This is a genomic window from Candidatus Binataceae bacterium (assembly GCA_035508495.1).
Classification (GTDB): domain Bacteria; phylum Desulfobacterota; class Binatia; order Binatales; family Binataceae; genus JASHPB01.
Genome location: DATJMX010000032.1, coordinates 32,516 through 55,158, shown reverse-complemented (window position 1 = coordinate 55,158; position 22,643 = coordinate 32,516). Strand labels below are relative to the sequence as shown.

23 protein-coding genes are annotated in these 22,643 nt (G+C 61.2%); 11 read left to right on the top strand and 12 right to left on the bottom strand.

All coding sequences use genetic code 11. The features are described 5' to 3' along the window. Positions 1-62: 62 nt before the first annotated feature. Positions 63-803, bottom strand: a complete 741-nt coding sequence (locus tag VMA09_11085; protein ID HUA34141.1) for a hypothetical protein — start codon at positions 801-803, stop codon at positions 63-65. A gap of 126 nt (positions 804-929) precedes the next feature. On the opposite strand from VMA09_11085, the gene VMA09_11080 reads away from it, so the two are divergent. Next, complete coding sequence (locus VMA09_11080) at positions 930-1,625, top strand: PaaI family thioesterase (GenBank protein ID HUA34140.1); 696 nt, start codon at positions 930-932, stop codon at positions 1,623-1,625. A 219-nt stretch (positions 1,626-1,844) separates the two neighbouring features. Here the strand turns inward: VMA09_11080 and VMA09_11075 are convergent, their stop codons facing one another. Next, complete coding sequence (locus tag VMA09_11075) at positions 1,845-3,569, bottom strand: hypothetical protein (GenBank protein HUA34139.1); 1,725 nt, start codon at positions 3,567-3,569, stop codon at positions 1,845-1,847. A 98-nt stretch (positions 3,570-3,667) separates the two neighbouring features. Continuing rightward, positions 3,668-4,969: a hypothetical protein gene (locus tag VMA09_11070; GenBank protein HUA34138.1), complete on the bottom strand. Its 1,302-nt coding sequence runs from the start codon at positions 4,967-4,969 to the stop codon at positions 3,668-3,670. A 137-nt stretch (positions 4,970-5,106) separates the two neighbouring features. On the opposite strand from VMA09_11070, the gene VMA09_11065 reads away from it, so the two are divergent. The 3 genes from VMA09_11065 to VMA09_11055 are packed head-to-tail and all read left to right on the top strand — an operon-like array spanning position 5,107 to position 6,609. After that, positions 5,107-5,550, top strand: coding sequence for a pyridoxamine 5'-phosphate oxidase family protein (locus tag VMA09_11065; GenBank protein HUA34137.1), 444 nt, complete (start codon positions 5,107-5,109; stop codon positions 5,548-5,550). A 24-nt stretch (positions 5,551-5,574) separates the two neighbouring features. Further along, positions 5,575-5,970: a RidA family protein gene (locus tag VMA09_11060; protein ID HUA34136.1), complete on the top strand. Its 396-nt coding sequence runs from the start codon at positions 5,575-5,577 to the stop codon at positions 5,968-5,970. An 18-nt stretch (positions 5,971-5,988) separates the two neighbouring features. After that, positions 5,989-6,609 carry an MSMEG_1061 family FMN-dependent PPOX-type flavoprotein gene (locus tag VMA09_11055; GenBank protein ID HUA34135.1) on the top strand — a complete coding sequence of 207 codons (621 nt, stop codon included), beginning with the start codon at positions 5,989-5,991 and terminating at the stop codon, positions 6,607-6,609. An 85-nt stretch (positions 6,610-6,694) separates the two neighbouring features. Here the strand turns inward: VMA09_11055 and VMA09_11050 are convergent, their stop codons facing one another. Both VMA09_11050 and VMA09_11045 read right to left on the bottom strand, forming a co-directional pair. After that, a complete protein-coding gene (locus tag VMA09_11050; protein ID HUA34134.1) occupies positions 6,695-7,855 on the bottom strand; it encodes a TIGR03118 family protein in 1,161 nt (386 codons plus the stop codon). Positions 7,856-8,300: 445 nt separating this feature from the next. Then, positions 8,301-9,797, bottom strand: coding sequence for a TolC family protein (locus VMA09_11045; GenBank protein HUA34133.1), 1,497 nt, complete (start codon positions 9,795-9,797; stop codon positions 8,301-8,303). A 105-nt stretch (positions 9,798-9,902) separates the two neighbouring features. On the opposite strand from VMA09_11045, the gene VMA09_11040 reads away from it, so the two are divergent. Together VMA09_11040 and VMA09_11035 are read left to right on the top strand one after the other, a co-directional pair. Then, entirely contained in the window at positions 9,903-10,175 is a 273-nt protein-coding gene (locus VMA09_11040; GenBank protein HUA34132.1) for a YtcA family lipoprotein, read from the top strand. 6 nt (positions 10,176-10,181) lie between these two features. Beyond that, positions 10,182-11,216 carry a biotin/lipoyl-binding protein gene (locus VMA09_11035; GenBank protein HUA34131.1) on the top strand — a complete coding sequence of 345 codons (1,035 nt, stop codon included), beginning with the start codon at positions 10,182-10,184 and terminating at the stop codon, positions 11,214-11,216. 180 nt (positions 11,217-11,396) lie between these two features. Here the strand turns inward: VMA09_11035 and VMA09_11030 are convergent, their stop codons facing one another. Both VMA09_11030 and VMA09_11025 read right to left on the bottom strand, forming a co-directional pair. Beyond that, on the bottom strand, positions 11,397-11,651 hold the full coding sequence (locus VMA09_11030) for a hypothetical protein (protein ID HUA34130.1): 255 nt from the start codon (positions 11,649-11,651) through the stop codon (positions 11,397-11,399). Between the two features lie 23 nt (positions 11,652-11,674). Further along, the gene (locus VMA09_11025; GenBank protein ID HUA34129.1) at positions 11,675-11,860 is read right to left on the bottom strand and encodes a hypothetical protein; all 186 of its coding nucleotides are present in this window, start codon (positions 11,858-11,860) and stop codon (positions 11,675-11,677) included. 305 nt (positions 11,861-12,165) lie between these two features. On the opposite strand from VMA09_11025, the gene VMA09_11020 reads away from it, so the two are divergent. Beyond that, positions 12,166-12,906: an ABC transporter ATP-binding protein gene (locus VMA09_11020; protein HUA34128.1), complete on the top strand. Its 741-nt coding sequence runs from the start codon at positions 12,166-12,168 to the stop codon at positions 12,904-12,906. Then, positions 12,903-13,691, top strand: a complete 789-nt coding sequence (locus VMA09_11015; GenBank protein ID HUA34127.1) for an ABC transporter permease — start codon at positions 12,903-12,905, stop codon at positions 13,689-13,691. The genes VMA09_11020 and VMA09_11015 overlap by 4 nt, the downstream gene beginning before the upstream one ends. A gap of 46 nt (positions 13,692-13,737) precedes the next feature. Here VMA09_11015 and VMA09_11010 read toward each other — a convergent pair whose 3' ends face one another. Together VMA09_11010 and VMA09_11005 are read right to left on the bottom strand one after the other, a co-directional pair. Continuing rightward, the gene (locus VMA09_11010; protein ID HUA34126.1) at positions 13,738-14,127 is read right to left on the bottom strand and encodes a hypothetical protein; all 390 of its coding nucleotides are present in this window, start codon (positions 14,125-14,127) and stop codon (positions 13,738-13,740) included. Positions 14,128-14,571: 444 nt separating this feature from the next. After that, a complete protein-coding gene (locus VMA09_11005; protein HUA34125.1) occupies positions 14,572-14,922 on the bottom strand; it encodes an RNA-binding protein in 351 nt (116 codons plus the stop codon). Between the two features lie 259 nt (positions 14,923-15,181). Here VMA09_11005 and VMA09_11000 point away from each other — a divergent pair, with 259 nt between their 5' ends. The 3 genes from VMA09_11000 to VMA09_10990 all read left to right on the top strand — a co-directional run bounded on the left by VMA09_11000 (position 15,182) and on the right by VMA09_10990 (position 18,500). Then, positions 15,182-16,591 carry an OB-fold domain-containing protein gene (locus VMA09_11000; GenBank protein HUA34124.1) on the top strand — a complete coding sequence of 470 codons (1,410 nt, stop codon included), beginning with the start codon at positions 15,182-15,184 and terminating at the stop codon, positions 16,589-16,591. A 20-nt stretch (positions 16,592-16,611) separates the two neighbouring features. Next, a complete protein-coding gene (locus VMA09_10995; protein HUA34123.1) occupies positions 16,612-17,796 on the top strand; it encodes an acetyl-CoA acetyltransferase in 1,185 nt (394 codons plus the stop codon). 464 nt (positions 17,797-18,260) lie between these two features. Beyond that, a complete protein-coding gene (locus tag VMA09_10990) occupies positions 18,261-18,500 on the top strand; it encodes a hypothetical protein (GenBank protein HUA34122.1) in 240 nt (79 codons plus the stop codon). A gap of 450 nt (positions 18,501-18,950) precedes the next feature. Here the strand turns inward: VMA09_10990 and VMA09_10985 are convergent, their stop codons facing one another. The 3 genes from VMA09_10985 to VMA09_10975 form a co-directional block, all read right to left on the bottom strand. Continuing rightward, complete coding sequence (locus tag VMA09_10985; protein HUA34121.1) at positions 18,951-20,075, bottom strand: vWA domain-containing protein; 1,125 nt, start codon at positions 20,073-20,075, stop codon at positions 18,951-18,953. Between the two features lie 304 nt (positions 20,076-20,379). Next, a complete protein-coding gene (locus VMA09_10980) occupies positions 20,380-21,771 on the bottom strand; it encodes a vWA domain-containing protein (protein ID HUA34120.1) in 1,392 nt (463 codons plus the stop codon). After that, positions 21,771-22,640, bottom strand: a complete 870-nt coding sequence (locus VMA09_10975; GenBank protein ID HUA34119.1) for a sigma-70 family RNA polymerase sigma factor — start codon at positions 22,638-22,640, stop codon at positions 21,771-21,773. Before VMA09_10975 ends, VMA09_10980 begins: the two co-directional genes overlap by 1 nt. Positions 22,641-22,643: the final 3 nt, after the last annotated feature.

Below are 22,643 nucleotides of genomic sequence, written 5' to 3'. Positions count from 1 at the left end.
GCCTCGTCCGAAACTTAGGCGACGGCATCAAGGGTTGGCAAGCGCGCGCCTGGGTGCATCGATTAGCTGGGCGTCTGCACGAACTGGGCGTGCCAGGTGGCGCGGAACCATGGCGACCCGTCGCGGGTGCCATAGACGTTGGCGGTTATCTGCATGACATCGCCCTGGATCTTGCAATTGAGGTCGGTGTTTTCGTCGACGGTGAACGTCGGCGCGCCATCGCGGTCGACGCTGTATTCGTCGAAATGCAGTGTCGCCTGCATCGTGGCGTAGTCGCGGCCGTCGGTTGAGATCGGCACCACCTTGCCGTGCGGGTTAATGATCTTTTCGCTCGGCTCGACTCCCGTTTCGGTGAACGTCAGCTTGAAGGGACCGCCGCCCACGCGCCTGTAGCATAGGCGATAAGTCTTGGGCGTCCAGAAACCGACCTTGTGCGCGCCCGGCTCGCGCTTGATCGAGTCGAGCTCGCCCACCTGACCTTGCCAGCATCCGTTGAAGACGGAAGGCAGCACCAGGTTTTGTCGCGGCGTTGTCAGCAGCGATGCGCTCGGTGGTTCCTGACCCGGAGTCGCCGCGGAGGCGGGAGCTTGCTGCACAGGATGCGGTGGCCAGACCGATGGCGGCAACAATTGAATCGGCGTGCTGTTGGAATCTGGCGCGTAGTCGGGAACCGCCGGCGCCTGGTATTCGCGCTGGGTCGATGGTGGCGGCACTTCCATCGTCGATTGCGCAAATGCGGTGAGTCCTGCGGCGCTTAGCAGCAAAATCGCTGCGGCCACGACGCTGATACCTCGAATTTTCATGCGATTCTCCGGCGACCTGCCTGATAAAAGCACAACTGATGCCGTCGTCTGGTGCCGTGGCGCACAGTGGATTGCCCCCGATGTGGCCTGTAGCATCGATTTTATTCCGATCTAACCAGGACTTCGATGAGCGAACTGAACATCAACTTCGAGGCGGCATGGGCCGCGAGCCAAGTCCCCGCAACCGGTCGCCGCAAGGAGGCGCAGCGCCTCGCCGACGCGATGCGCAGAGTTATCGAGCATCTCGTGCAGGTGGCCGCGCCCGAGGACGACCTGCGCCGCGCCGCCGAACTGCTCGAAGGCTACGCCGAGCGGCTCGCCAAGTATCCCGTGTCGCGCACCTACGAGGGTTTCGCCGAAGCCGCTAACGCCGGTGACACGCACGTATTCTTCGATCACAGTCCGCTTATCGGGATGGCGAATCCGCTCGCGCCGCCGATTCGGATGGCGGTGCTCGGCGATCGCATCGAGGGCCGCGTCGCGTTCGGGCTGCCTTACGAAGGACCGCCGGGACACGTGCACGGCGGATTCATCGCGGCGGCTTTCGACGAAGTCCTCGGCATGGCGCAATCGCTCACCGGCAATCCCGGCATGACCGGCACGCTCACAATTCGTTATCGCCGCCCAACGCCGCTGCTCAAGGAGTTGGTGTTCGAAGGCCGCGTCGATCGCGTCGAAGGCCGCAAGATCTTCACAATCGGCAAAGTCTCTTCAGACGGAGTAGTAACTGCCGAAGCCGAAGGCCTCTTCATCGCAGTCGGCGCCGAGCGCTTCATCGCGATGGCCGAGGCGCGCGCCAAATCCAACGGCGATAGCAAGTAGAGAGCGCGGCAAGATTAGGAATCCAATAGGGCTGGATTCTGTTCGACTATCATACCAAGTATGCTGGTGTCGGATTGGGGACGCGGCAAGAGAAGACCGGGAGGCCCAGCGCTTCGACTTTTGAGTGTCATTAAGAAACATGGCATTCGAGCGATTGCCTGAATCGAAGCAAACCTGGGGAACACCTTGTGAAGCGCAGGTGCGAATTCCGCGGAAATCTCAATCCGGACGCACCAGTCCCGACAGCCCGGCGAACAAGAGCGGCGTGATTAGCCAGCCGGCCAGGATGTGGATCCAGAGGTAGGCGCGCAGGATGCGGCTGGGCAGTTCGTTGATTCCGAACATCGTGCGCGAGCCCTGGAGCGTGCCGCCTACGGCGTGGCGCGGGTTCGGCCGCCAGTAGGAATCCTGGTAGAGCACTACTACGGGCAGGAAATTCTCGAGTGAGTATACAAATGGATTGAAGACCGGGTAATGCGGCGGCGCCTCGCCCGTCTTGACGAACTCCGCGTATGCCGCTTCCTCGGTCGGAGTTATTAATCGCAGATGATACCCCCAGCCAAACAGGATCGCGCCGAAGAGGACGAATCCTCCTATCCACCACAATGCGCGCAGCGGGCGGAAGCCGTAGCCGATCGTGTACTGGAGCATGATACTCCAGAGCCGATTGCCGCGATTCATGTTGGTATTACGGCGCTGCGCGACCTCTTTCGCGATCATCATGTCCGTCGCGTTTTGATCGCGCCCGGCATCGCGGAAGATTTGCGCGAGCTGGCGATAAGGCTGCGGATGGTAACCGGGCGGTTGCAGCGCGATCCACTGGAGCCGGCTCTCGGCGTTGTCAGGGCCGCCGTCTATAGAGTGATAGACGAAGCCGTTAATCAGTAGATTGCCGGGCGCGGGCCAACTCGCTGCATCATCCCAGATCGCACCCGCCGATGCGTTTTCGAGATCGAGCGTCGTCTTCGGAGTATGCTTAACCTCGTTCCAATAGAAAGTTCCTTTGATCGTTGCCCGGTCAGCATCGAGTCCGGTGGCGTCGTCGCCGGTGAAATTAGCGGCATGGAAATCGAGCGCGCCTCCGATCTTCGCGATTCGCGCGTCAATAGTTCCGTTGGTTGTGAAGCCGTTGTGAAATTCCGCATCGCCGCCGATCTGCGCCTCGACCACGCTGACAGTCAATTGCCCCGAAGCGTCGAACATGCTGCCGGCGCAATCGATACTCCCGCCGATTCGGCTGCGGAAAAAACTGATTGTGCTGAATGAATCGAAAGTCAGGCTCACATCGCCGTCGATCGTTGAGCCGTCGGCCGTAATCGAGTCGACCTTCGAGGAGCGCAGATCGAATTCAGCCAGGTGCGCATTACTCAGATCGATCGGATCGGTGAAGTAGCTATGAACGATCGTTATCGGCTTGGTGGAAACCGCGTACGAAATATCGAGTGGTCCATCGATCTTTACTCCGCCGAATCCAAGTCCGCTCGGATGCACCAGCCGCGACGCATCGGGATCAGCGATCAGCCACCGCAGCAACTCATGACGAATGCTGCGCTCAGGGCCCCACTTCGCGCCCTGGGCAGCATCGTTGAGGGGCGACTGATCGTCGTTGCTGGGGCCAATCCAGCGAAACTCGCGATGCGGCGCCGCATCGATCAGCCGTTGCTCGGCGAGGCTGAGCGCGCCGAAGTGCTGCGCCGCAAGATGAGACAGCGTGGCGGCATCGCGATCTTGCGACGAGAGGTTTGCGCCCCTAGGCGCCTGGCCCGCAGCGTTCGCAATCCTGGCGATGAGCAGAATTATAGTGACTATTGCGATATGTGCTGCGCTCCTCCAGGGCAGAGCGGCAACGTTCGTATTCGAGCTAATGATGGTGCGGCAGACTTCCCTTCCCGATGCGGGAAGCGAAAGAGGGTTAGGTCGGTTTTCTCGCTGGCAATCAGACAACGACCTAACCCCTAACCCCTTCCCGCGTCGAGAAGGGGTACCGGAACACGCCGGCGATCTGAACTGACGATGTTATCACGGCCGGACAGAGGCAGAGCTCATACTTCCGATAGCCAGTGGCGCTCGAGCGCGGTCACCGGGCGGCCTGCAATGTAGCTGTCGATCGCGTTGCGGGCAGAGTCGCTACTTTTGCCGCGAATCAGACTGACTATGTGCGATTGGATAAACACGCCGCGCTGTTCGTCGCTGCCGCCAGCGCATGCGACCTCGGGCAGGATCGGCGCGAGCGTGGCCGCCGCGAAATCCCAGTCGCCGTAGGCGAACGCGACGCATCCGCGCGCGAGCGGCATCCCGATCTCCTTCCAGACTTTTCTTAGGCCGCCCGTCTGCGCGTCCGCGTGCCGCTGCATCGAGTCGAGCGCATCGGCGACCACTTCGCGCTCGCCGGCGCGCGCGAGGGCGTACAGGAAGATCGTTTTGAGGAACGGAAAGACGTGCTCGCTGACGCGCTCGCGTAGATGCGGCGCGATTTCGCGCCATTCCTCTTCGACCCGGCCGCCAGCGAGCTCGATATACCAGAGCATCAGAATCGAATCGGTCAGCTCGACGATCGCATCGCGATCGAAACCCCAGATCTTCACGCGATAGAGCTCGCGGACATGATCGAAGTCGCGGTTGTCGAGCAGCAAGGCTCCGAGATGAAACGAGTTGTGCGCGACCGTGTAATGGCTGAAGCGTTCCCAGGTCGGCGCGAAGCCGTGCAGCGCGGCGATTCCCTCCTCGACTCGCGACTCGCCCGAGAATACGTGCGCGAGGCAGTGCTGCGCCCACATCGTGAGCGGATCGATCTCGAGCGCGCGGCGCGCGACCCGCTCGGCTTCGTCGCGCATCTCGCTCAGCTCGAGCGCGAACGCATACATCGCAAGCACGTGGCTGTTGCTGGGATTCGCTTCAGCTGCCTTGCGCATCACCTTGAGTTGCCGATCAGTTTCGCCGGTCTCGAAGCAATGGAACTCGGCGAGCTTGGCCGCAACCATGTCGGCTGGCCAGCGGCTGGCGATCTGCTCGTAGCCGGAAAGCGCGCGCTGAAAATCGCCGCCGAGGCCCGCTCGCACTGACTGAATAATGATTCGCTCGCGCTCCGAGACTTCGCCCAGGCGCGCTTCGGCTCGCGTGAGATACGGTTCGGCGCCGGCCCCCTGCCTCAGCGACTGAGTATAGAGATATGATGATGCGGCGTAGGCCTGGAGCAGTGGGCATTCGGGTGCCGCATTGGCAGCGCCAATCACGTCACCGACCTTCGTGCCGAGCGAGACGACCTCGCGAGCGTAGTTGTTGATCGCCCGCACCGCATCGCCCGAGCCGTTAGTGACGGCGAGTCCTCGTTCATCGCGGTTCATCAGAAATCCCTTTCATCTCCGACCGACCGTCGCATGGTGACCATTATGCGTCAATTGCCAACCGGGCCGCCTTCTCGCATGCGCAACGTGCGGCTGGTAGATGTTGCGATGCATCCGGCTGGTGGAGGAAAGCTCCGATGGACACCGCGCAACGCGAAATGCTCGCCAACCTGCTCGCCAAGGAGAAGGTCGCCGTCCTCGTCACGCAGGGCGAGGAGTATCCGACAGCCACGATGCAAGCCTTCTGCGAAACGGCCGCACTCGAAATACTGTTCATCCTCAACGAAGGATCGTTCAAGCACAACAACGTGCTGGCGCGGCCGAAGGTCGCCGTGCTGGTGGATGATCGCGAGACCGGCGACATCACGACGTTCCGCGTCTCGCGCGCGATAATCGATGGCATCGCAAACGAAGTGCCGCGCGACAGCGACGAGTGGAAACGATGCGAGACGATGTTCCTTGCCAAGGCGCCCTTCGAAGCGCCATTCTTCAAGTATCCGACCCTGCGCATGATCAAGATCACGCCGGCGCGCGTGTCATACGCGGGCGCAGACCGGGTGTCATTCAAGGCCGAGTTCTGAACGCAACGTCAGGAGAAGATCGCGATGGAAAAGAATGACGTCGTAGTACCCAAGGGCCAGGAAATCCTCTACAACAATTTTCATTTCGCGCCCGCGGTAAAGGACAGGGATCATCTTTATTGTTCCGGCGTCATCGGCATGGGACCCGACGGCAAAGTCTCGTCCGATCCGGAGACGCAGTTCACGCAAGCCTTCGAGGGCGTCAAGGCGGTGCTCGAGACGGCCGGGCTTTCGTTCCGCGACGTGGTCGATATCACCTCGTTTCATGTCGGCCTGCAGGCGAACATGCGCAGTTTCATGAAGGTGAAGGATCGCTACGTGAGCGAGCCATACCCGGCGTGGACGGCGATCGGGATCACCGAGCTGGCGGTGCCGGGCGGCCTCGTCGAAGTCAAAGTGATCGCGCGGATGCGCGGCTAGCAATCGAGAGCTCCGAAGATGCAAACCAACGATCATCGAATCACGAACGAAGAGCAGCTGCGCGCGATCCTCGGCAATCCGTCTCCGGCGACGAAGAGCAAAGTGCTGAGCGAGCTCGACGAGGCCGCGACGGACTTCGTCCAACGCTCGCCATTCATCGTGCTCGCGACGGCAGATCGCGAAGGCAATCAGGACGCCTCGCCCAAGGGCGACCATCCTGGCTTTATCGCGATCGAAGACTCACGCACGTTGCTGATTCCGGAGCGCAAGGGCAACAAGCTCGCGTTCGGCTACCTCAATATCCTGGAGAATCCGCGGGTCGGGCTGATCTTCCTGACTCCCGGCACCAACGAGACGCTGCGTATCAATGGCGCCGCCGAGCTGACGTCGGATCCCAAAGTATGCGAGCTGCTGACGGCGCGTGGCGCGCCGGCGATCCTCGCGATTCGGGTGAAAATCCACGAATGCTTCTTCCACTGCGCGAAGGCGTTCATAAGATCGCAACTGTGGAAGCCCGAGACGTGGCATCCGCTCAAAGTTTCCTTCGGCAAGCAATTCGCGCAGCGGGCGGGCAAGGGCGACGATCTGGCGCAGAAGATCGACGAAGCTATCGAGCGCGACTATCGCGAGAACCTCTGAAAAAAACGGGCCGCGCGGGGGAGTCGGTCCGCACAGCCCGTGCTCGGGGGGGAAGGGCTCGTATCGTGTCGGCGACGGGGCCGGCCTAGAAACCAGGTGTAATCGTTCCGAACAATCCGTGACTCTCGCCGTCCGGACCGGCGGTGAAATAGAGGCTGTTGTTCGGAGCATTCAGCGCGCCGGTTCCATTGATCAGCGACCACAGGCCGTCGATCACGAGCGGACGAACCGCGAACTTGTCGCGCGTCCGGAGTTGTCCCAGCGGAATTCCAAGACCGGGTGTAAACACATTGATACGACCGTCGCCAAAGTTTCCGACCAGCAATTGGCCGGTAACGATTCCGAAGTTATTGGGCGCCATCGACAAACCCCACGGCGCGTTCAATGCGCCGCGCGCGGCGAAGCGCCGCTCGAAATCACCGTCGGTGTCGAAGATATCGACAAAGCCGCGCCCCAATCCGGGCACGTCGTCGTGCCGGGCCGCATCCTGCAGCGCATACGTGACGTAGAGCTTACCGCCGATCAACTTGACGTTGAATGGAGCGTAACCCTTCGGCAATGTCGGGTCGCTGAAGTTTCCTTTCAGACTGACCTGCTCGTACTGACAGGTTTGGCCGCTGGTATTGGTCTGAAAGGTGTCGATCGTGCCGTGGCGAAAGTCGGTGGCATAAAGCGTCGGGATTCCACTCTTCGGCGTCGCCATCTCGAGGCCTTTGTACACCGCGCCGTCAGCGGTATCAGGTACCTCTGAATTGTCGACCCTGAGCATCGCATTCAGGCCGTCCGCGAGTTGCCAGCCCGATAGCGTGCCATCCTCGGTATCGAAGATAAAAAGATCACCGCAGAATGCTGTACCGGTGTTGGAGACCATCCCGGTTGGCGCGGCGGGCGGCGGCGGCATCACGCCAGTGGGCAGTGGAATCGTGACGAAGAACGGAATCATCGTCATCGGAATATCGAAGATCGCGCCAGTTCCGTCGTATAGCGTCGAGAATCCTGAATTGTTGTCGCTGATCCAGAATGGCGAGCCAGCCGTGTTGCCGCTGCCCGCGATGAATGAGATGCCCCAGGCGTTGACCAGCTTGGGATCCGTCACCGGCGCAACGCCCGGCTCGTCGGAGACGAGATTGCTGGAATTGTAAAAGAGTTGCGGCAGCGCGAGTGCATTCGATGCCGTCAAGGCGATCGCCGACACCGCGAGCGCGGCACACGTCTTCTTCAGCGTGCCATTGAGTAATCCTTTCATGGCCGTCGGTTCCTCCCGTATCGGGTCAGATTTAGTTATGGTCGGCGCGCGAATGCGCGCCACGTACTCATCAACCGCGGAGTGGCTATTAAGGTTCCCGATCGAGAAGGCATAGTCGAAAAAATATGTCGTTGACTCTTATGGGTCAGGCGGTGATTCTTCGAGGCGGGGACGTAGTAGCTATAGTCTCACCGCTCGCAGATAGTGAGTTGATTCCATCGGGACGCAACTTGCTATTGCATTGATATTTGCGGACCACGTTCCGCCGCTTCGTTATTGCTTGTAGCAGCCCTGAGTCCGGTCAGATCCCGAAACGTGCGTAAACTGCACCGCGCAACAGGATCGTGATCGTGCGCATCGGCAGCAAACTCGGCATCCGGCCGGAATCCTGGCCTGACATATTTCAGTACATCGCGGACCAAGTCGCGGCCTGAGTAGCCAAAAACTAGTGATGCCGAGGCATTTCGATCGCTCCGACTGCATATGCGACCGCTGCCGAGGATGTCAGCAAATCGGCGGTGCTCTGGATCATAGTGTAGCGCGCGTTCGCCAGGTCGCGATCCGCGGTTAACAACTCGACAATCGTGCTGAGGCCTTGCCGATATGTATCGAGGTTGGCGTTATATGCTTCCTGCGTCGCGGCTAATAGCGCTTCCGCATATGCATACTTCTTCAGCGTGGATTCGAACTCATAGTATGCGCGCCATACATCGGCGATCGCGGCGAGCTCACTCGATTGCAATGTAGCAGCAGCCTCCGCAGTGTTGGCCTTGGCCTGCTTCAGATTGTTGAGACGCTGAAAGCCCGTGAAGATGTCCCAGTTGAGTGAGAATCCCGCGGTGTATTGCGGCTGATTGGTCGTGATCGATGGAGGACTGACGAACCTGAAATTCCACGTCTGCTCGCCATATTCGGCCAGCCCGGTGACGTAGGGATAGAACTCGGCGCGCGCTCGCGTGATTCCCGCCTGGCTGGCGTTCAGCGAGGCGACCTGTGAGGCGAGGTCGGGCCGCGCGCGCACGGCGCGCGCGATCAATTCGTCAACCTGGGCGCCGAGTGTTTTGGGCACCGGTTGCCGTTCGAGGCTTTCGACATCGAATGGAGCGTTGGCGGCGACGCCGATCGCCAGCGCCATGCTCGCCTGCCCCTCGTGCACGAGAAGTTGAGCGTTGGCAAGATCGAATTCCGACTGCGCTACGCGCTCGCGCGCGAGCAGCAGCTCCGGCTGCGTCGCCAGACCGAGATCGACGCGCTTCTGCACGGCGTCATCGTCGGTCCTGGCCAGCTCGAGGTTCTGCTCGGCGGCGGTCACGCCGGCTTTGGCGGCGGCTAGCGCATAAAACGCCTGCTGCGTCGCGAAAACGACGGTCTGCAATTCGCGATTGAAGCTGAAATTCGAGGCCGCCAACTGCTCGCGTGCGATTTCATCGTCGGCGTCGCGGCGCCCGAAATCTATCAGCGTGTAGGTGAGCCGCAGCACCGGCTCGGATTCCCACTGCTTGAATGCGCCGACCTGGCCCGGCAGCTCGACGATCTGCCGCGTGTAGCCGGCGCGTGTCTGCGTCGATAACTTCGGATAGTACGGCGCGCGCGACGCGCCGTAGGCTGCAGCCGCAGCGCGCGCACGCTCCCACGCCTGGCGCGTGCCGGGATTATTGGTGAGCGACACGTCGATTAGCTGCGGCAGATCGTAAGTGCGCACTGATGCCTCCGCTGGCGCGATCGGCACGTGCGCGGGCGCGCGGTCGCCGGCAGGTGCGACGAATTCGCTCGCGGTCTTCGTCGGCGGCGACCACGTTTCGTTCGGCTGCGGCGGCGCATAGCGATTCGGCGCGATTTCCGGCGCCTGCGCAAAGTAGGTGCATCCCGCGAACATCATCGTGATCGCAGCGGCCGAAACTCGTGCGCATCGTGAGCGGCGTCCAGTTGGCTTCTTGCGCATCATCCCCGCGCCTCCGTCGCGCGTTTCCTGGCGGTCAATCTAAGCCCCGCCTAATTGAATCTGGCGGGATGCTCAGGGACAATCGCTCTGAGCGATTTTTAAGCAATGAAGACCGGACGAATCTTCACGAGGTTCGCCTCGATAGCGGTACTCGTCAGCGCCGCCTCGGGCTGCGATCCGATCGTCAACATCGCCGGTGCCAACTTTCCGAGCTGGCTGGTGTCGGCGATCGCGGGCGCGATCCTCGCGATCCTGGTTCGGCCGATCTTCGTGCTGTTGCGAATCGAGCGCTATCTCTGGCCGCTGCCGATCGTTTACCTGAGCCTCGGCACACTGATGTCATGCATCGTTTACCTGATTTTCTTCAACCGGATTTGATAGCAGATGCCGCCCGACTCGGAAGCTAACGACAACCCCGTCTTGCGCGCGATCGGGTTGCTGCTGAGCGCGGCGATTATCGTGGCCGCAATCGTCGTCCTGCTTTACGTGACGCGCCAGTACTACGTCTATCCGCGCACCGACGACGCATACGTGCGCGCCAACACGGTGGGAATCGCTCCGCACGTGAGCGGGCCGATCGTCGAGCTGCCGGTGGTCGATAATCAGCTCGTGCGCAAGGGCGACCTGCTGTTCGAGGTCGATCCGCGGCCCTACCAGGACACGCTCGACAAGCTCGAGGCCCAGCTCAAGCTGACGGAGCTCGATATCGACGCCTACGAGAATGCGATTCATGCCGCGGGTGCCGAGCAGAAGCGGCGCGAGGCCGATGCGGCCTACGCGCGGCAATATCTGAATCGCATCGAGCCGCTGCTCGCCAAGCATTACGTGACCGCCAACGATGTCTTCAACGCGCGCTCGCGCGTCGAAGCCGAGGAGGCAGGCGTGCGCAACGCGCAGTCGGAGGTCAAGCGCGCGCAGAATCAGCTCGGCAAGTACGGCGACATCAACGCGCGCCTCAAGTCCGCGGAGGCCGAGGTCGCCGACGCAAAACTGAACGTCGAGTACTGCTACGTGAAGGCGCCCTTTGACGGCTATATCACCAATCTCAATATCGCTGTCGGCCAGTATGCCAACGAAGGACGCGACGTACTGGCGATGGTCGATAACCGCACCTGGTACGTGATCGCGAACTTCCGCGAGAACTTCCTCTCGCACATCAAGCCCGGGATGACCGCCGACGTGTTTCTGCTCGCCTATCCGAGCCGCCGCTTCCGCGGCCACGTGCAGGGCGTGGGATGGGCGCTCTACCAGGCCAACGGCGCGTCGATCGAAGGCCTGCCGCAGGTCGAGCCGACGCTCAACTGGGTGCGGTTATCGCAGCGCTTCCCGGTGCGAGTCATTCTTGACGAGCGCGACGCCAACAATCCGTTCCGAATGGGCGCAACAGCAGTAGTGACAATCCAGGGATACCGGCAGTAGGAAGCTGAACGGACGGCGCGGAGAAGACTCCGGGGCAATCGGCAGCGGGCAAAGACGCGAGCCTCACTGACCCATGAGTCAATTTGAACATCACTCTTTGTCACAACGACTATTGAATCATTGGATGGCAGCCAACGATTTTAAACGTGCGGAAAAAAGAGGATCGGCGGTGAGACGATTTTACTTCGCGCGATTGTTGAGCGTCAGGAGCAGCGTCTTTACTTGATCGGCGAGCGGCTCGGGGCTCGCGTTGGGCAGATGCATCAGCGCGGCCGTCGTAGTGAGCAGCAGGAGATCGATAACCTCCTCCTGCGACATGCCCTGTTGCGCGAGGAACGCCTCATAGTTCGCGAGGCGCGCAGCGTGGTCGGCGTCGCCGCGCCGCCCGCCATGCTCGATGAAGTAGAGCTCCTGCAGCAATTCGGTTTTTGTCATTTTGGTTGAGTTGCGGATTGGGACTACGCGCGGGCCGCGGATTCGATCGTGCTCACGACGCGCGGAGCGATCTCGTCCGCGACGATAACGCCGATCTTCACTTTTGGTGAGCGCGGTTCCACAGAAATATCGCCGACGCCGAGCTTGATCAAGGCGTCACGTACTCCGGCAAGTTTGCTTTCGCGGAAGATCGCCTCAACTTTTTTCATACTGACAAGATTACTACTGAGACCCATGTAGAGCACTCGCCGCTGGATACGCCGGGCGCTTTGAGGCTCTCCCATTTCGATTGTCGATGTGCTACGGTGCAACGTTCCCTGGAGAAACTGATGATCGTTCGCCAAGCCATACCGAATAACGCGCGGGTGCCACGTGGCTGCGCGTCAGGGGTGTTGCACGATCATTAGGTAGAACTCACAACTGACGATTTCTTTGAGCGGCCACTGGTGCGGAAAGCATCGGTGGCCGCTTTTTTGTGCTCGGCGCCCCACGAGGGTTGGAGGGAGAGACTGAAATGCTCGTCGAGATTAACAAGTTGACCAAGCAATTTGGCGATTTCACTGCGGTTGACCACGTGTCGTTCGGCGTCGAGCAGGGTGAGATCGTCGGCCTGCTTGGACCCAATGGCGCCGGCAAAACCACCACGATTCACATGATCCTCGGGATGGTCACGCCGTCGGCGGGCGATATTCGCATCTTCGGGATGCCGTTCGCCGAGAATCGCGAGGAGATCCTGCAGCTCATGAACTTCACCTCGCCGTACGTCGCGTTTCCCTACCGGCTCACGGTGATGGAGAACCTGCGCGTGTTCGCGAAGATCTACGGCGTTGCGAATTCGGAGCACAAACTCGCCGAGCTGCTCGCGCTGTTCGATATCGAGCGGCTCGCGGACAAGCCGTTAGCGCGGCTCTCGTCGGGAGAGAATACGCGCGTCGGCCTCTGCAAGGCGTTGATGAACGATCCGCGCCTGCTTTTGCTCGACGAGCCGACGGCGTACCTCGACCCTGAGATCTCGTGGAAGGTCAAAGATGTCCTGATCAAGATGCAGCGCGAGAACGGGATGACGATTCTTTACACCTCGCACAACATGTCCGAGGTCGAGCGGATGTGCGACCGCGTCGTGTTCATGCACAAGGGGCAAGTGATCGCGAGCGGCAGCCCGATCGAAGTGACGCGCGCGATCCTGGCCGACGAACGTGAGGAGCCGGCGCTCGAAGAAGTCTTCCTGCGCGTGGCGAGAGGAGCTGAGCAATGAAGCTGAATCGAATCCAGGGCGTCGTGATGCGCCATACGTACGAGGCGCGGCGCAATTTCGATCGCCTGACGGACCTCGTTTACTGGCCCGTGCTCGACATAATCGTGTGGGGCTTCTTCACCATTTATATCCGCCAGGACGGCAAGCCCGGCACGGGCATCGCCAGCTTCCTGCTGGCGGCCGTAATCATGTGGGGGATGTTCTACGCGTTCCAGCGTGACATGGCGGTGGGCTTTCTCGACGAGCTATGGGCGCGCAACTTGATCAATCTGTTCTCGACGCCGCTGACGGTGGGCGAGTACATGGCGGGACTGTTGTTCGTGAACTTCATCAAGGCGGGAATCAGCCTGCTCGCGGCGGCGATCGTCGCGTGGATCGCATACTCGTTCGATATCTTCCCGATCCTGCCATCGTTCGTGCCGTACATGGCGTGCCTGATATTGTTCGCGTTCGCGCTGGGAATAGCGATAACGGGAATTATTTTCCGTTACACGACGAAGGTGCAGGGGCTCGCGTGGAGCTCGGCGGCCCTGCTGCTGCCGCTCTCGTGCGTGTTCTACCCGGTCAAGGCGCTGCCTAAGTCGTTACAGCCGATCGCGTGGATGCTGCCGACGACGCATGCGTTCGAGGGCATGCGGCAGACGCTCGCGGGCGGAGGCTTCTCGCCGATGCATTTCTGGTGGGCGATGGGCCTCAACGTGGCGTACTTCGCGCTCGCGGTGGTTTTTTTCCGGAGCATCTTCGAGTCGGCTCGCTCGCGCGGACTCCTGGTCAAACTGGAATAAAAAGGGGGGACGCAGACGCGCGTCCCCCTAAATTTATCGTCAGCCGCTAAAACGAAACGCTGAAGATCGGAACGACAGGCGCCGGTTGAAAGTTCACGCCGGTCTGCGCGACGCCATTCTGGGGAAGCTGGTTGTAGGCAAAGGTGCGATACCGGAACGCATCGTAGGCCGGATTGCTGCGGCACTGCTCGCCGTTTGGATCGCACAACATCGGATAGCCGTCGCCATCGACGACGTACTCGGTATCGTTATTAATCTGCGCCTGGGTCCGAATACCGGCGCCCCCTGGATCGGTCGGCTGCGTGGCGCTGTAGGTCGGGCTGTTGTCGATCGAAGAAGTCTGCGGCGCGCACGCGGCCGCAGAGATCGAAATCATCGAAAGCATCAACGCTCCGACTGATGCCGTGACTAAAGAACTGTATTTCCTGGAATCCATCGATGGCCCTCCAGCTCATCTCGTCGAGCCAAGAGGGAGAGCATCCGATGTGCCAAGGGGGCAGTTCCACGCGTTCGGCCTAAGCCGAGTGTGAACAATGGAAGAAATTCACGGAATATTTATCGTCGCTTTCAGGGTTTGAGGCGCGCGGGCGAGAAATAATCCGCAGAAAGTAATGATTTCATTTAGAACGAGTGGCTGGCGCGAGGTTTGCTGAAGACACTGTTACGGTTCTCAGCCTTCGGAATCCGCGACAGCATTCCGCATCCGGATTCCCCATTGAAGCGGGTCGGTCCTCCCCCTTCCGACCCGCTTCGCTTTTTTCTACGAAGCAAGTCGAAATTTCCCGACCAGCAAATTCTTCCGGCGCCGAGCGCTTCGGATTCGAATTCTTATTTATTAAAGCCGGGCGGGAGGAACTCCCGCCCGGGATATCAGGTTCGATTACCAGCGATTCCCGCCACGGCGCTCGCCGCCGCCGCCACCACCGCCGCCACCACGACGACCGCCACCGCCGCCTCCACCACCGCCGCCGCCGAAGCCCGGCTCGCGAGGCTTGGCCTCGCTGACGCGCATATTACGGCCCTTCAGCTCTGTTTCATTGAACATCTGAATGGCTTTCTGCGCCTCGTCCGCACTCCCCATCTCGACGAATCCGAATCCCTTGGACTGACCCGAGAACTTGTCGCTGACGACTGCGGCGCTCGTCACCTGGCCCGCCTGAGAGAAAACCTCTTCGAGCTCGTCACTGGTTACCGAGTAGGCCAAATTGCCTACGTACAACTTGCTGGGCATACGTGCCCTCCGTTCATTTAATTGCCAGGAAGCTCTCGACCAGAAAACCCGGGCCAATTCCCGGGCTTAGAGAAGGAAATGCGTTCCGAGCGTGAAGACCAGATATTACACGTTTCTGTGCGCCAAGGGAACGCATCTTCTGTCAGGCTAAAAAATCACCGAAAAGATACTCCGTGCATTTGAGCCAGCACGCCAAGTCCCGCTCGTGAGTGCCCGCTTTCGTTTGACCCGGCGTCCATAGTCGGCTTTTAATGCGCCCATGGCTGGAATTGTTTCATACGGTTCGTACATCCCGTATCGGCGCCTCAAGCGCGCCGCGATCGCACAGGTTCTCGGCGGCGTGCCCGGCAAGGGCGAGAAGGCCGTCGCGTCGTTCGACGAGGACAGCGTCTCAATGGCGGTCGAGGCCGTGCGCGATGCGCTCAAAACGCGGCCCAAGGGCACGGTGCAAGCGCTGCTCTTCGCATCGACCACGCCGCCCTACGCCGAGAAGCTGAGCGCCGCGATCGTCGGCGCTGCAACACGACTTCCCACGGAGATTCGCGCCGCCGATCTCACCGGCTCCACGCGCGCCGGCATGACGGCGATCCTGCAAGCGGCCGACGCGGTCGCGGGTGGAGCTTCGCAGGCTGTTGTCGCGATCGCCGATTCGCGTCTGGCAGCGCCCGAAGGCAAAGCCGAGCAGCAGGGCGGCGACGGCGCAGTCGCGTTCGTGCTCGGCAGCGAGAACGTAATCGCCGAGATCGTCGCGAGCGCATCGTTCACGCGCGAGTACCTCGACAACTGGCGCGCACCCGGCGAGCGCTTCGGTCATTCATGGGAAGAGCGCTTCGCACTCACGCAGACACTTTCGCCCCTTCTTGGACAAGCGATTAAGGATGTTCTCGCCCGCGCGAAAGTTGCGCCCGGCGATCTCGCAAAAGTTATCGTCGATGCATCCAATCCGCGCGCCGCTGATGAGATCCTTCGCGGACTGAAACTCGACCCATCGAAGCTCACCGACACGTTCGCGCTGACTGTTGGTCAGACTGGCGCCGCGCATCCGGCGCTCATGCTCACGTCGGTGCTGCCAGCCGCGAAGCCGGGAGATCTGATTCTCGTCGCGAGCGTTGCCGACGGCGCCGATGCGATCCTGTTCCGCGTCACGCCTGCCAATGCGAGCTTCAAGCCGATTCATTCGACCGGCCGCCTCGTCGAATCGAAGGGCGACGTCACCTACGGCACGTATCTCAAGTGGCGCGAGATCCTGCCAACCGAGCCGCCGCGCCGCCCCGATCCGGATCGTCCCGCGGGTCCGCCGATGCTGCGCTCGGAGAAGTGGAAGTTTGGCTTTATCGGCTCGCGATGCACCGCGTGCGGCACGCCGCAGCTCCCGCCACAACTGGTCTGTGTTAAGTGTCAGGCGTACAATAAAATGGAACCGTACGAGTTCGCCGACCGCACCGCGAAGATCGCGACCTATGCGATCGACCGGCTAGCGTTCTCGCTCAATCCGCCGACCGTCAACGTCGTGATCGATTTCGAAGGCGGCGGACGTTTTCTGTGCGAGATGACCGACTGCGAGCCCGATAAGGTTGCGATTGGCGACGAAGTTGAAATGACGTTCCGGCGGCTCTTTACTGCCGACGGTGTACACAACTACTTCTGGAAAGCACGGCCCAGGCGCTGAGGCGCGAGGAGGATCACCACATGGCAAGCCGCGGAATCAAAGATCGCGTCGCGATCATCGGCATGGGATGCACCAAGTTCGGTGAGCATTGGGACAAAGGCCCCGAGGACTTGCTGTGCGAGGCCGCTTACGAGGCGATGAGTTCGGCAGGGCTCCAGCCCAACGACATCGACGCCTACTGGCTCGGCACGATGGGCTCGGGCGTTTCGGGCCTGACGCTGTCGGAGCCGCTCAAGATTCAGTACAAGCCCGTCACTCGCGTCGAGAATATGTGCGCGACGGGATCCGAAGCGCTGCGCCAGGCCGCCTATGCGGTCGCGTCGGGCGCGTTTGATATCGCGATGGCGATAGGAGTCGAGAAGCTCAAGGACTCCGGCTACTCGGGCCTCGTCGTGAGCAATCCGCCCAACGATGGGACGCAGGGCAGCATGACGGCGCCCGCGTCGTTCTCGCTGCTGGCGCCCGCGTACTTCAAGAAGTACGGCCTCGATGCTGAAAAGGGCAAAGACGTGCTCTCGCGCATCGCATGGAAGAACCATCGCAACGGCGCCAAGAATCCCAAGGCGCAATTCCAGAAGGAAGTTTCGATGGAGGCGATCAAGAATTCGCCCAAGATCGCTGACCCGCTCGGCATCATGGATTGCTCGGGCGTGTCGGACGGCTCGGCGGCGGCGATCGTCGTGCGCGCCGAGGATGCGCACAAGTATCAGAAGCATCCGATTTATCTGAAGGCGCTATCGTTCGTGGCGGGTCCCGCCGAAGGACCGCTCGCGACCGACTACGACTTCACGACCTTCCGCGAAGTCGTCGCCTCGGCCAAGGATGCATACTCGCAGGCGGGCATCACCAATCCGCGCGAGCAGATCAGCATGGCCGAAGTGCACGATTGCTTCACTCCGACCGAGCTCGTGCTGTGCGAGGATCTCGGTTTCAGCAAGCGCGGCACGGCGTGGCAGGACGTGATGGAAGGCTTCTTCGATCTCGACGGCAAGCTGCCGGTGAATCCGGACGGCGGGCTGAAGTCGTTCGGCCATCCGATCGGCGCCTCGGGCCTGCGCATGATGTACGAGATGTGGCTGCAGATGCGCGGCGAAGCAGGCCCGCGTCAGATCAACAACCCGAAAGTTGGCCTGACGCACAACCTCGGCGGCGCCCCCGGCCGCTGCGTGAGCTTCGTCTCGGTAGTAGGCAACGAGATCGGCTGAGCCCGGTTCGATTAGCGATTCAAAAAACGCGCGCGCGGCAAAACGCCTCGCGCGCGTTTTTCTTTCGTCGCGCAAAAATGTGATGCTCGAATGCATCACATGAAGACGGCGAGTATTCGCGACCTTCGCTATCGATTCCCCGAATTCGAGCGACCACTCGCAAAGGGCGAGACAATCGAGATCACGCGGCGCAATCGAGTGACCGCGCGCCTGCAAACGGTTGAAGCGCCTTGCACCCAAATTGCCTGACTTCCTTGCTAGACTCCGCTCGATCCACGGCAAGAAAGTGATGAAAGTCAGCAACGCCGCAATGGTCGGTTGGGATCGTCGGCAGGATTAAGCAGCTATCTCGACACCGTTTTTCTGCTGTCTTTGTACGTGGCTGATGTCAACTCGGGTGCAGTTGCCGCTCGCATGCAGCCGCTCCATTTGTCCTGTCAAAATGTGATGCTAGGATGTATCACATGGGCAAGGCGAGCATCCGCGATCTGCGTTACAACTTTCCCGAAATCGAACGCCGGCTTCAGCGCGGCGAAACGATCGAAATAACGCGGCGCAAACGAGTAATCGCGCGCCTCGAACCGGTCATGCCCGAAGTCCCTCAAATGCCTGATTTTCTCGGTCGCACGCGCGCGATCTTCGGGAAGAGAGTCATCAAACCGAGCGGCGCTGAACTTCTCGCGCGGGAGCGCTCGCGCTATTGAGCAGCTACCTCGACGCAAGTTTTCTCGTTTCGTTGTATCTGCCCGATAGCAACCACGCCCGCGCTACGAGGCGAATGCAAGCGATTCGCGCCCCCGCACTGCTGAGCGCGCTCAGCGACCTGGAGTTCACACACGCGCTACAACTATACGTCTTCCGCAAGCAGACCACCGTAGCCGAAATACGCAAGGTCCACGCATCCATGCGAGAAGATGCGAGAGCGGGAATAATCGGAATTTTACCGGTGAGCGAGGAAGTTTTCGCACTATCGCACCGCCTCGCGGAGCGCTGGACTACAAAGCTCGGGGTACGAACGCTCGACATTCTCCACGTCGCGGCGGCTCTGGAACTAGGCGCCGACAGTTTCGAAACCTTCGATCAACGTCAGAGAACTTTGGCGGAAGCGATTGGATTGAAGGTCCAATAGCTTGCTGCCTCGCTCCTCGTTCCGATCACTTCGCGACGACCTTCTCGTCGCTTGGCTCTGCAAGGTGGCGGCTGAACGCTGCGACCTGTGTCCTCCACTTGTCGCCAAAGACCAGGAGCATCATTTGCTGGTCGATGCTGCCCTGCTCTGCGGCGAGGCTTTTCATTTCGCCGCCGCCTGCTTGGGCGATTACCTGGTAGGCGGAACGCGTTTGCCGATAGAACGCCGGCAGCGGCGAGATCTCGGGCGGCGGTTCCTCGCGATGGACCTTGAGCCAGAAGGCGCGCTCGAAGCGTTCGTGCTCCTGTTGTGATACGTCGACCGTGTTGAGCGTTCCGTTTTCGGTCTTGAACTTCTGCTCCAGCGCGAGCAGCGGCTCGAAGTCTTCTTTTTGCGGCGGCGAGTCGCCCACCAGCACGATTACCTTCCTGGCGTAGGGCTTCCAGTCGAGTTGCTGCGTCGCCGCCTTGATCGCGCCGTACGTATTCTCCTCCCACTCGTCGCCACCCCGCGCCTGCAGGTGATCGAGGAAACTCGAGAGCTTCGCTGGATCGAGCGTGAGCGGTTGGATCTGCATCGGATCGTGCTTGCCGCCGAAGACCACGATTCCGACGCGCGCGATCGGCACGAGCCGATGAATCGATTGCACCAGCTCCTGCATCTTCGCCCGTACGTCGTCGACAATCAGGTTCATCGAGCCGGTGCCGTCGATCACCAGTGCAACGTCGAGGCCCGTGCGGCGCAGGACGCTGACGAATCCGCCGAAGCCGTCGCCCACCCCGGGGCCGACTCCCGAGCCGATTCCGCCTCCCCCACCCGTTCCGATTCCGCCCTCCTCCGAGCCGGTAACTCCCTCGACCAGGGGCATCTTGCTCATATCCACCGTCGATGGCATTTCAGTCTTCATCGGCTCCGCTTCCGGCATCGGCACCATCGGCTGCTCAATATCGGCCCTCGCCGCGTCGCTTCCGCCCCCGCCGCCCGGCTCGAGGTTGACCATGATCAGCTCGCGGCCGCGCTGCTCGTGAATCGTAATAATCAGAAACAGCAGCGCCGCGACGTGCAGCGCGACAGAGAGCGGGAATGGGCCCGCGAAACAAACCGCGCGGCGCAGGAGATTCCGGATATTTGCAGGTTGACGGATAGTCATCGCGCATCCTCCCAGATGCGCCCGGGTCGGACCGCGCCGCGTCATCTTCCGCCGCGCACTTGCAGAGGCTTTTCTGCACGCGACGGTCAGCGGCCCGCCCGGGCGCTATGTCACGTCTCTAAGATCGTTCGAGGGCGGAATTTCTTGCGCGCGGAAAAATCGCAGACAGAAGATCAGATAACCACAAAGACACGAAGACAAGACACGAAGGACGCTAAGAGAATTATATCGAAGCGGTGCAGCCGCTTCGCTTAGTGCTCTTGCTGCCTTTGTGGTTCGCCTGCGCTCTGTGGTTTGCCTGTGCTTATTCGCTGCCGCCGCCTGAGCTGCCTGACGACAGGCCGCGGCCAAATGCGGCGACCTGGTTCTGCCATTGCTCGCCGAAGGCAAGGATCAGCACCTGCTGGTTGATGTGCGAGTCTTTCGACAGCGAGCGCATCGCACCGCCGCCTGCCGTCGCGAGCACGCGATACGCAGCCTGCGTCTGGCGGTAGAACGCGGGCAGCGGCGAGATCTTCGGCGGCTCCTCGCGATGCACCTTCAGCCAGAACTCGCGCTCGAACCGCTCATGTTCTTCCGCCGCCACGTCGACTGTGTTGAACGTGCCGTTCTCGTCCTTGAACTTGTGGATTAGTGCGAGCAATGGCTCGAAGTCTTCCTTGTGCGGCGGCGAATCGCCGACTAGCACGATGACCTTCTTCGCGTACGGCTTCCAATCCATCCTGTCGATCGCGGTGTCGACTGCGCCGTACGTGTCTTCTTCCCATTCGCCGCCACCCATGGCCTGGATACCGCTAAGGAAGGTTTGCAGCTTCTGCGGATTCAAAGTGAGCGGCTGAATCTGCATCTTCTCGCCCTTGCCACCGAATACGATGATTCCGACGCGCGCGATCGGCACCAGGCGATGCACCGCGGTGATGAGCTGCGCCATCTTCGCTTTAACGTCGTCGATGATGAGGCTCATCGAACCGGTGCCGTCGATAACCAGCACGACGTCGAGGCCCTTGCGCCGCAGTTCGCCAATGAATCCGCCGAAGCCGGAGCCGATACCGCGGCCATAGCCCGCGCCCATCCCGCCGCCGCGGCCGATACCGATACCGCCGCCGCCCGCCGACCGAATGTAGTCGTTGGCGAGGCCGACCGCCTGCGAGGTATCAACCGCGGTGGGAGATTCGGCGGTCTGCGGCGCGGAGTCAGGCATCGGCACTTCGGGCATGTCGAGATCCTGCATCTCATTGCCGCCGCCCCCGCCGCCGCCCGCTTCGAGGTTGACCATGATCAACTCGCGGCCGCGCTGTTCGTGGACCGTGATGATCAGGAAGAGCAGCGCCGCGATGTGCAACGCGATCGAAAGCGGGAACGGACCGAGCATGAAGCGAACCGCGCTGCGCAGCGCCTCCAGGAATCCGCCGGCCTCGTGATGCGCTTCCGCTTCGTCAACAGTCTCGATTGGCTCGGACGCCGCCGGAGCGTCGAGGGCGCCGCCGCGCGCGATCGCAACCATGCTCCTTTGGCATAGTGCGCATCCTGAAACGTGACGCTCCCAGCGCTCGTGCTCATGCTGATCAAGCTCGTGCGCGGCGTAAGCAGCCAATAAATCGGCGTCGGGACAATCGCGTCCCGAGGCGTCGAGGCCGGCGCCGAGCGCGCTTTTAAGCGCGCGCTCGATGGAATCGTTGTCGTCGCGGGTCGGCATCACTTAACCTGCAGCACGCGGCCGAGATCGAACGGCCAGTCCTCGACCGCGTACTCAAAGCATCTAGTTATCTGATCGTCGCTGAGGCCATCCGCTTGCCTGAGCTCGCGCTCGACGGCCTGGCGAATTTCGACGCGAGTGCGGGCGAGCGCACGCGACATCGTCGATTCATGCTCGCCGAGCAGGGCGGCCGCCGCGGCGAGTGTAAGTTCCTGGACGTAATAGTAGGAAAGGCGCAGGCGATCGCGCGGCTGAAGCGCCGCTATCGCGCGATGGAGCGCCGTGCTCAACGCGGCTAGCAACTGCGCGCGATCGGGATCGCCATTGTGATCGCCGGCACCGTCCATCGGACAACTGTGCGCTGCGTCGAGCGATTCGGTCGGTCGCGCCGCGCGCCATTCATCGACTTCGCGCCGCGCGATCACGACGCGCAGCCACGCCTTGAGCGAGCTGCGGCCGTGATAGTGCAGCAGCGGACATTTGCGATCGCTGGCGCCATCGCGCAGGCCGTAGAGATCGGCCCACAGCGAATCGACCGCATCGCGGGCGCGGCCTGGGTCGCTCATTATTGATCGTGCAATCGCTTCCGCGATCGGACGAAATTCCTTGATGAAAAATTGCCAGGCCTCGTGGCTTCCCGCGATACACGCGGCGGCCAGCGCAAGGTCTTCGATATGCAGAGAGTCGAGAAACCGAAGCGTCGCGTCTTCGCCGGGATCGGCGCCATCGAATCTGCGCGCGACGCTGCGGCTCAGCGCGGCCTGGAACGCGGGCAGAGGAAGCCGCCATTTTTCCGCACCGCTTTTGGCATAGAGACGCTCCATCGAGGAGCGATACTTTTGCGCAAAGCGATCTTCCGCCTGCTTCATGGA

Excerpts from the sequence above, each read along its gene's own strand:
- VMA09_11085 (HUA34141.1), bottom strand. The coding sequence starts at position 803 with ATGAAAATTCGAGGTATCAGCGTCGTGGCCGCAGCGATTTTGCTGCTA.
- VMA09_11080 (HUA34140.1), top strand. The coding sequence starts at position 930 with ATGAGCGAACTGAACATCAACTTCGAGGCGGCATGGGCCGCGAGCCAA.
- VMA09_11070 (HUA34138.1), bottom strand. The coding sequence starts at position 4,969 with ATGAACCGCGATGAACGAGGACTCGCCGTCACTAACGGCTCGGGCGAT.
- VMA09_11065 (HUA34137.1), top strand. The coding sequence starts at position 5,107 with ATGGACACCGCGCAACGCGAAATGCTCGCCAACCTGCTCGCCAAGGAG.
- VMA09_11060 (HUA34136.1), top strand. The coding sequence starts at position 5,575 with ATGGAAAAGAATGACGTCGTAGTACCCAAGGGCCAGGAAATCCTCTAC.
- VMA09_11055 (HUA34135.1), top strand. The coding sequence starts at position 5,989 with ATGCAAACCAACGATCATCGAATCACGAACGAAGAGCAGCTGCGCGCG.
- VMA09_11050 (HUA34134.1), bottom strand. The coding sequence starts at position 7,855 with ATGAAAGGATTACTCAATGGCACGCTGAAGAAGACGTGTGCCGCGCTC.
- VMA09_11045 (HUA34133.1), bottom strand. The coding sequence starts at position 9,797 with ATGCGCAAGAAGCCAACTGGACGCCGCTCACGATGCGCACGAGTTTCG.
- VMA09_11040 (HUA34132.1), top strand. The coding sequence starts at position 9,903 with ATGAAGACCGGACGAATCTTCACGAGGTTCGCCTCGATAGCGGTACTC.
- VMA09_11035 (HUA34131.1), top strand. The coding sequence starts at position 10,182 with ATGCCGCCCGACTCGGAAGCTAACGACAACCCCGTCTTGCGCGCGATC.
- VMA09_11030 (HUA34130.1), bottom strand. The coding sequence starts at position 11,651 with ATGACAAAAACCGAATTGCTGCAGGAGCTCTACTTCATCGAGCATGGC.
- VMA09_11025 (HUA34129.1), bottom strand. The coding sequence starts at position 11,860 with ATGAAAAAAGTTGAGGCGATCTTCCGCGAAAGCAAACTTGCCGGAGTA.
- VMA09_11020 (HUA34128.1), top strand. The coding sequence starts at position 12,166 with ATGCTCGTCGAGATTAACAAGTTGACCAAGCAATTTGGCGATTTCACT.
- VMA09_11015 (HUA34127.1), top strand. The coding sequence starts at position 12,903 with ATGAAGCTGAATCGAATCCAGGGCGTCGTGATGCGCCATACGTACGAG.
- VMA09_11010 (HUA34126.1), bottom strand. The coding sequence starts at position 14,127 with ATGGATTCCAGGAAATACAGTTCTTTAGTCACGGCATCAGTCGGAGCG.
- VMA09_11005 (HUA34125.1), bottom strand. The coding sequence starts at position 14,922 with ATGCCCAGCAAGTTGTACGTAGGCAATTTGGCCTACTCGGTAACCAGT.
- VMA09_11000 (HUA34124.1), top strand. The coding sequence starts at position 15,182 with ATGGCTGGAATTGTTTCATACGGTTCGTACATCCCGTATCGGCGCCTC.
- VMA09_10995 (HUA34123.1), top strand. The coding sequence starts at position 16,612 with ATGGCAAGCCGCGGAATCAAAGATCGCGTCGCGATCATCGGCATGGGA.
- VMA09_10990 (HUA34122.1), top strand. The coding sequence starts at position 18,261 with ATGGGCAAGGCGAGCATCCGCGATCTGCGTTACAACTTTCCCGAAATC.
- VMA09_10985 (HUA34121.1), bottom strand. The coding sequence starts at position 20,075 with ATGACTATCCGTCAACCTGCAAATATCCGGAATCTCCTGCGCCGCGCG.
- VMA09_10980 (HUA34120.1), bottom strand. The coding sequence starts at position 21,771 with ATGCCGACCCGCGACGACAACGATTCCATCGAGCGCGCGCTTAAAAGC.
- VMA09_10975 (HUA34119.1), bottom strand. The coding sequence starts at position 22,640 with ATGAAGCAGGCGGAAGATCGCTTTGCGCAAAAGTATCGCTCCTCGATG.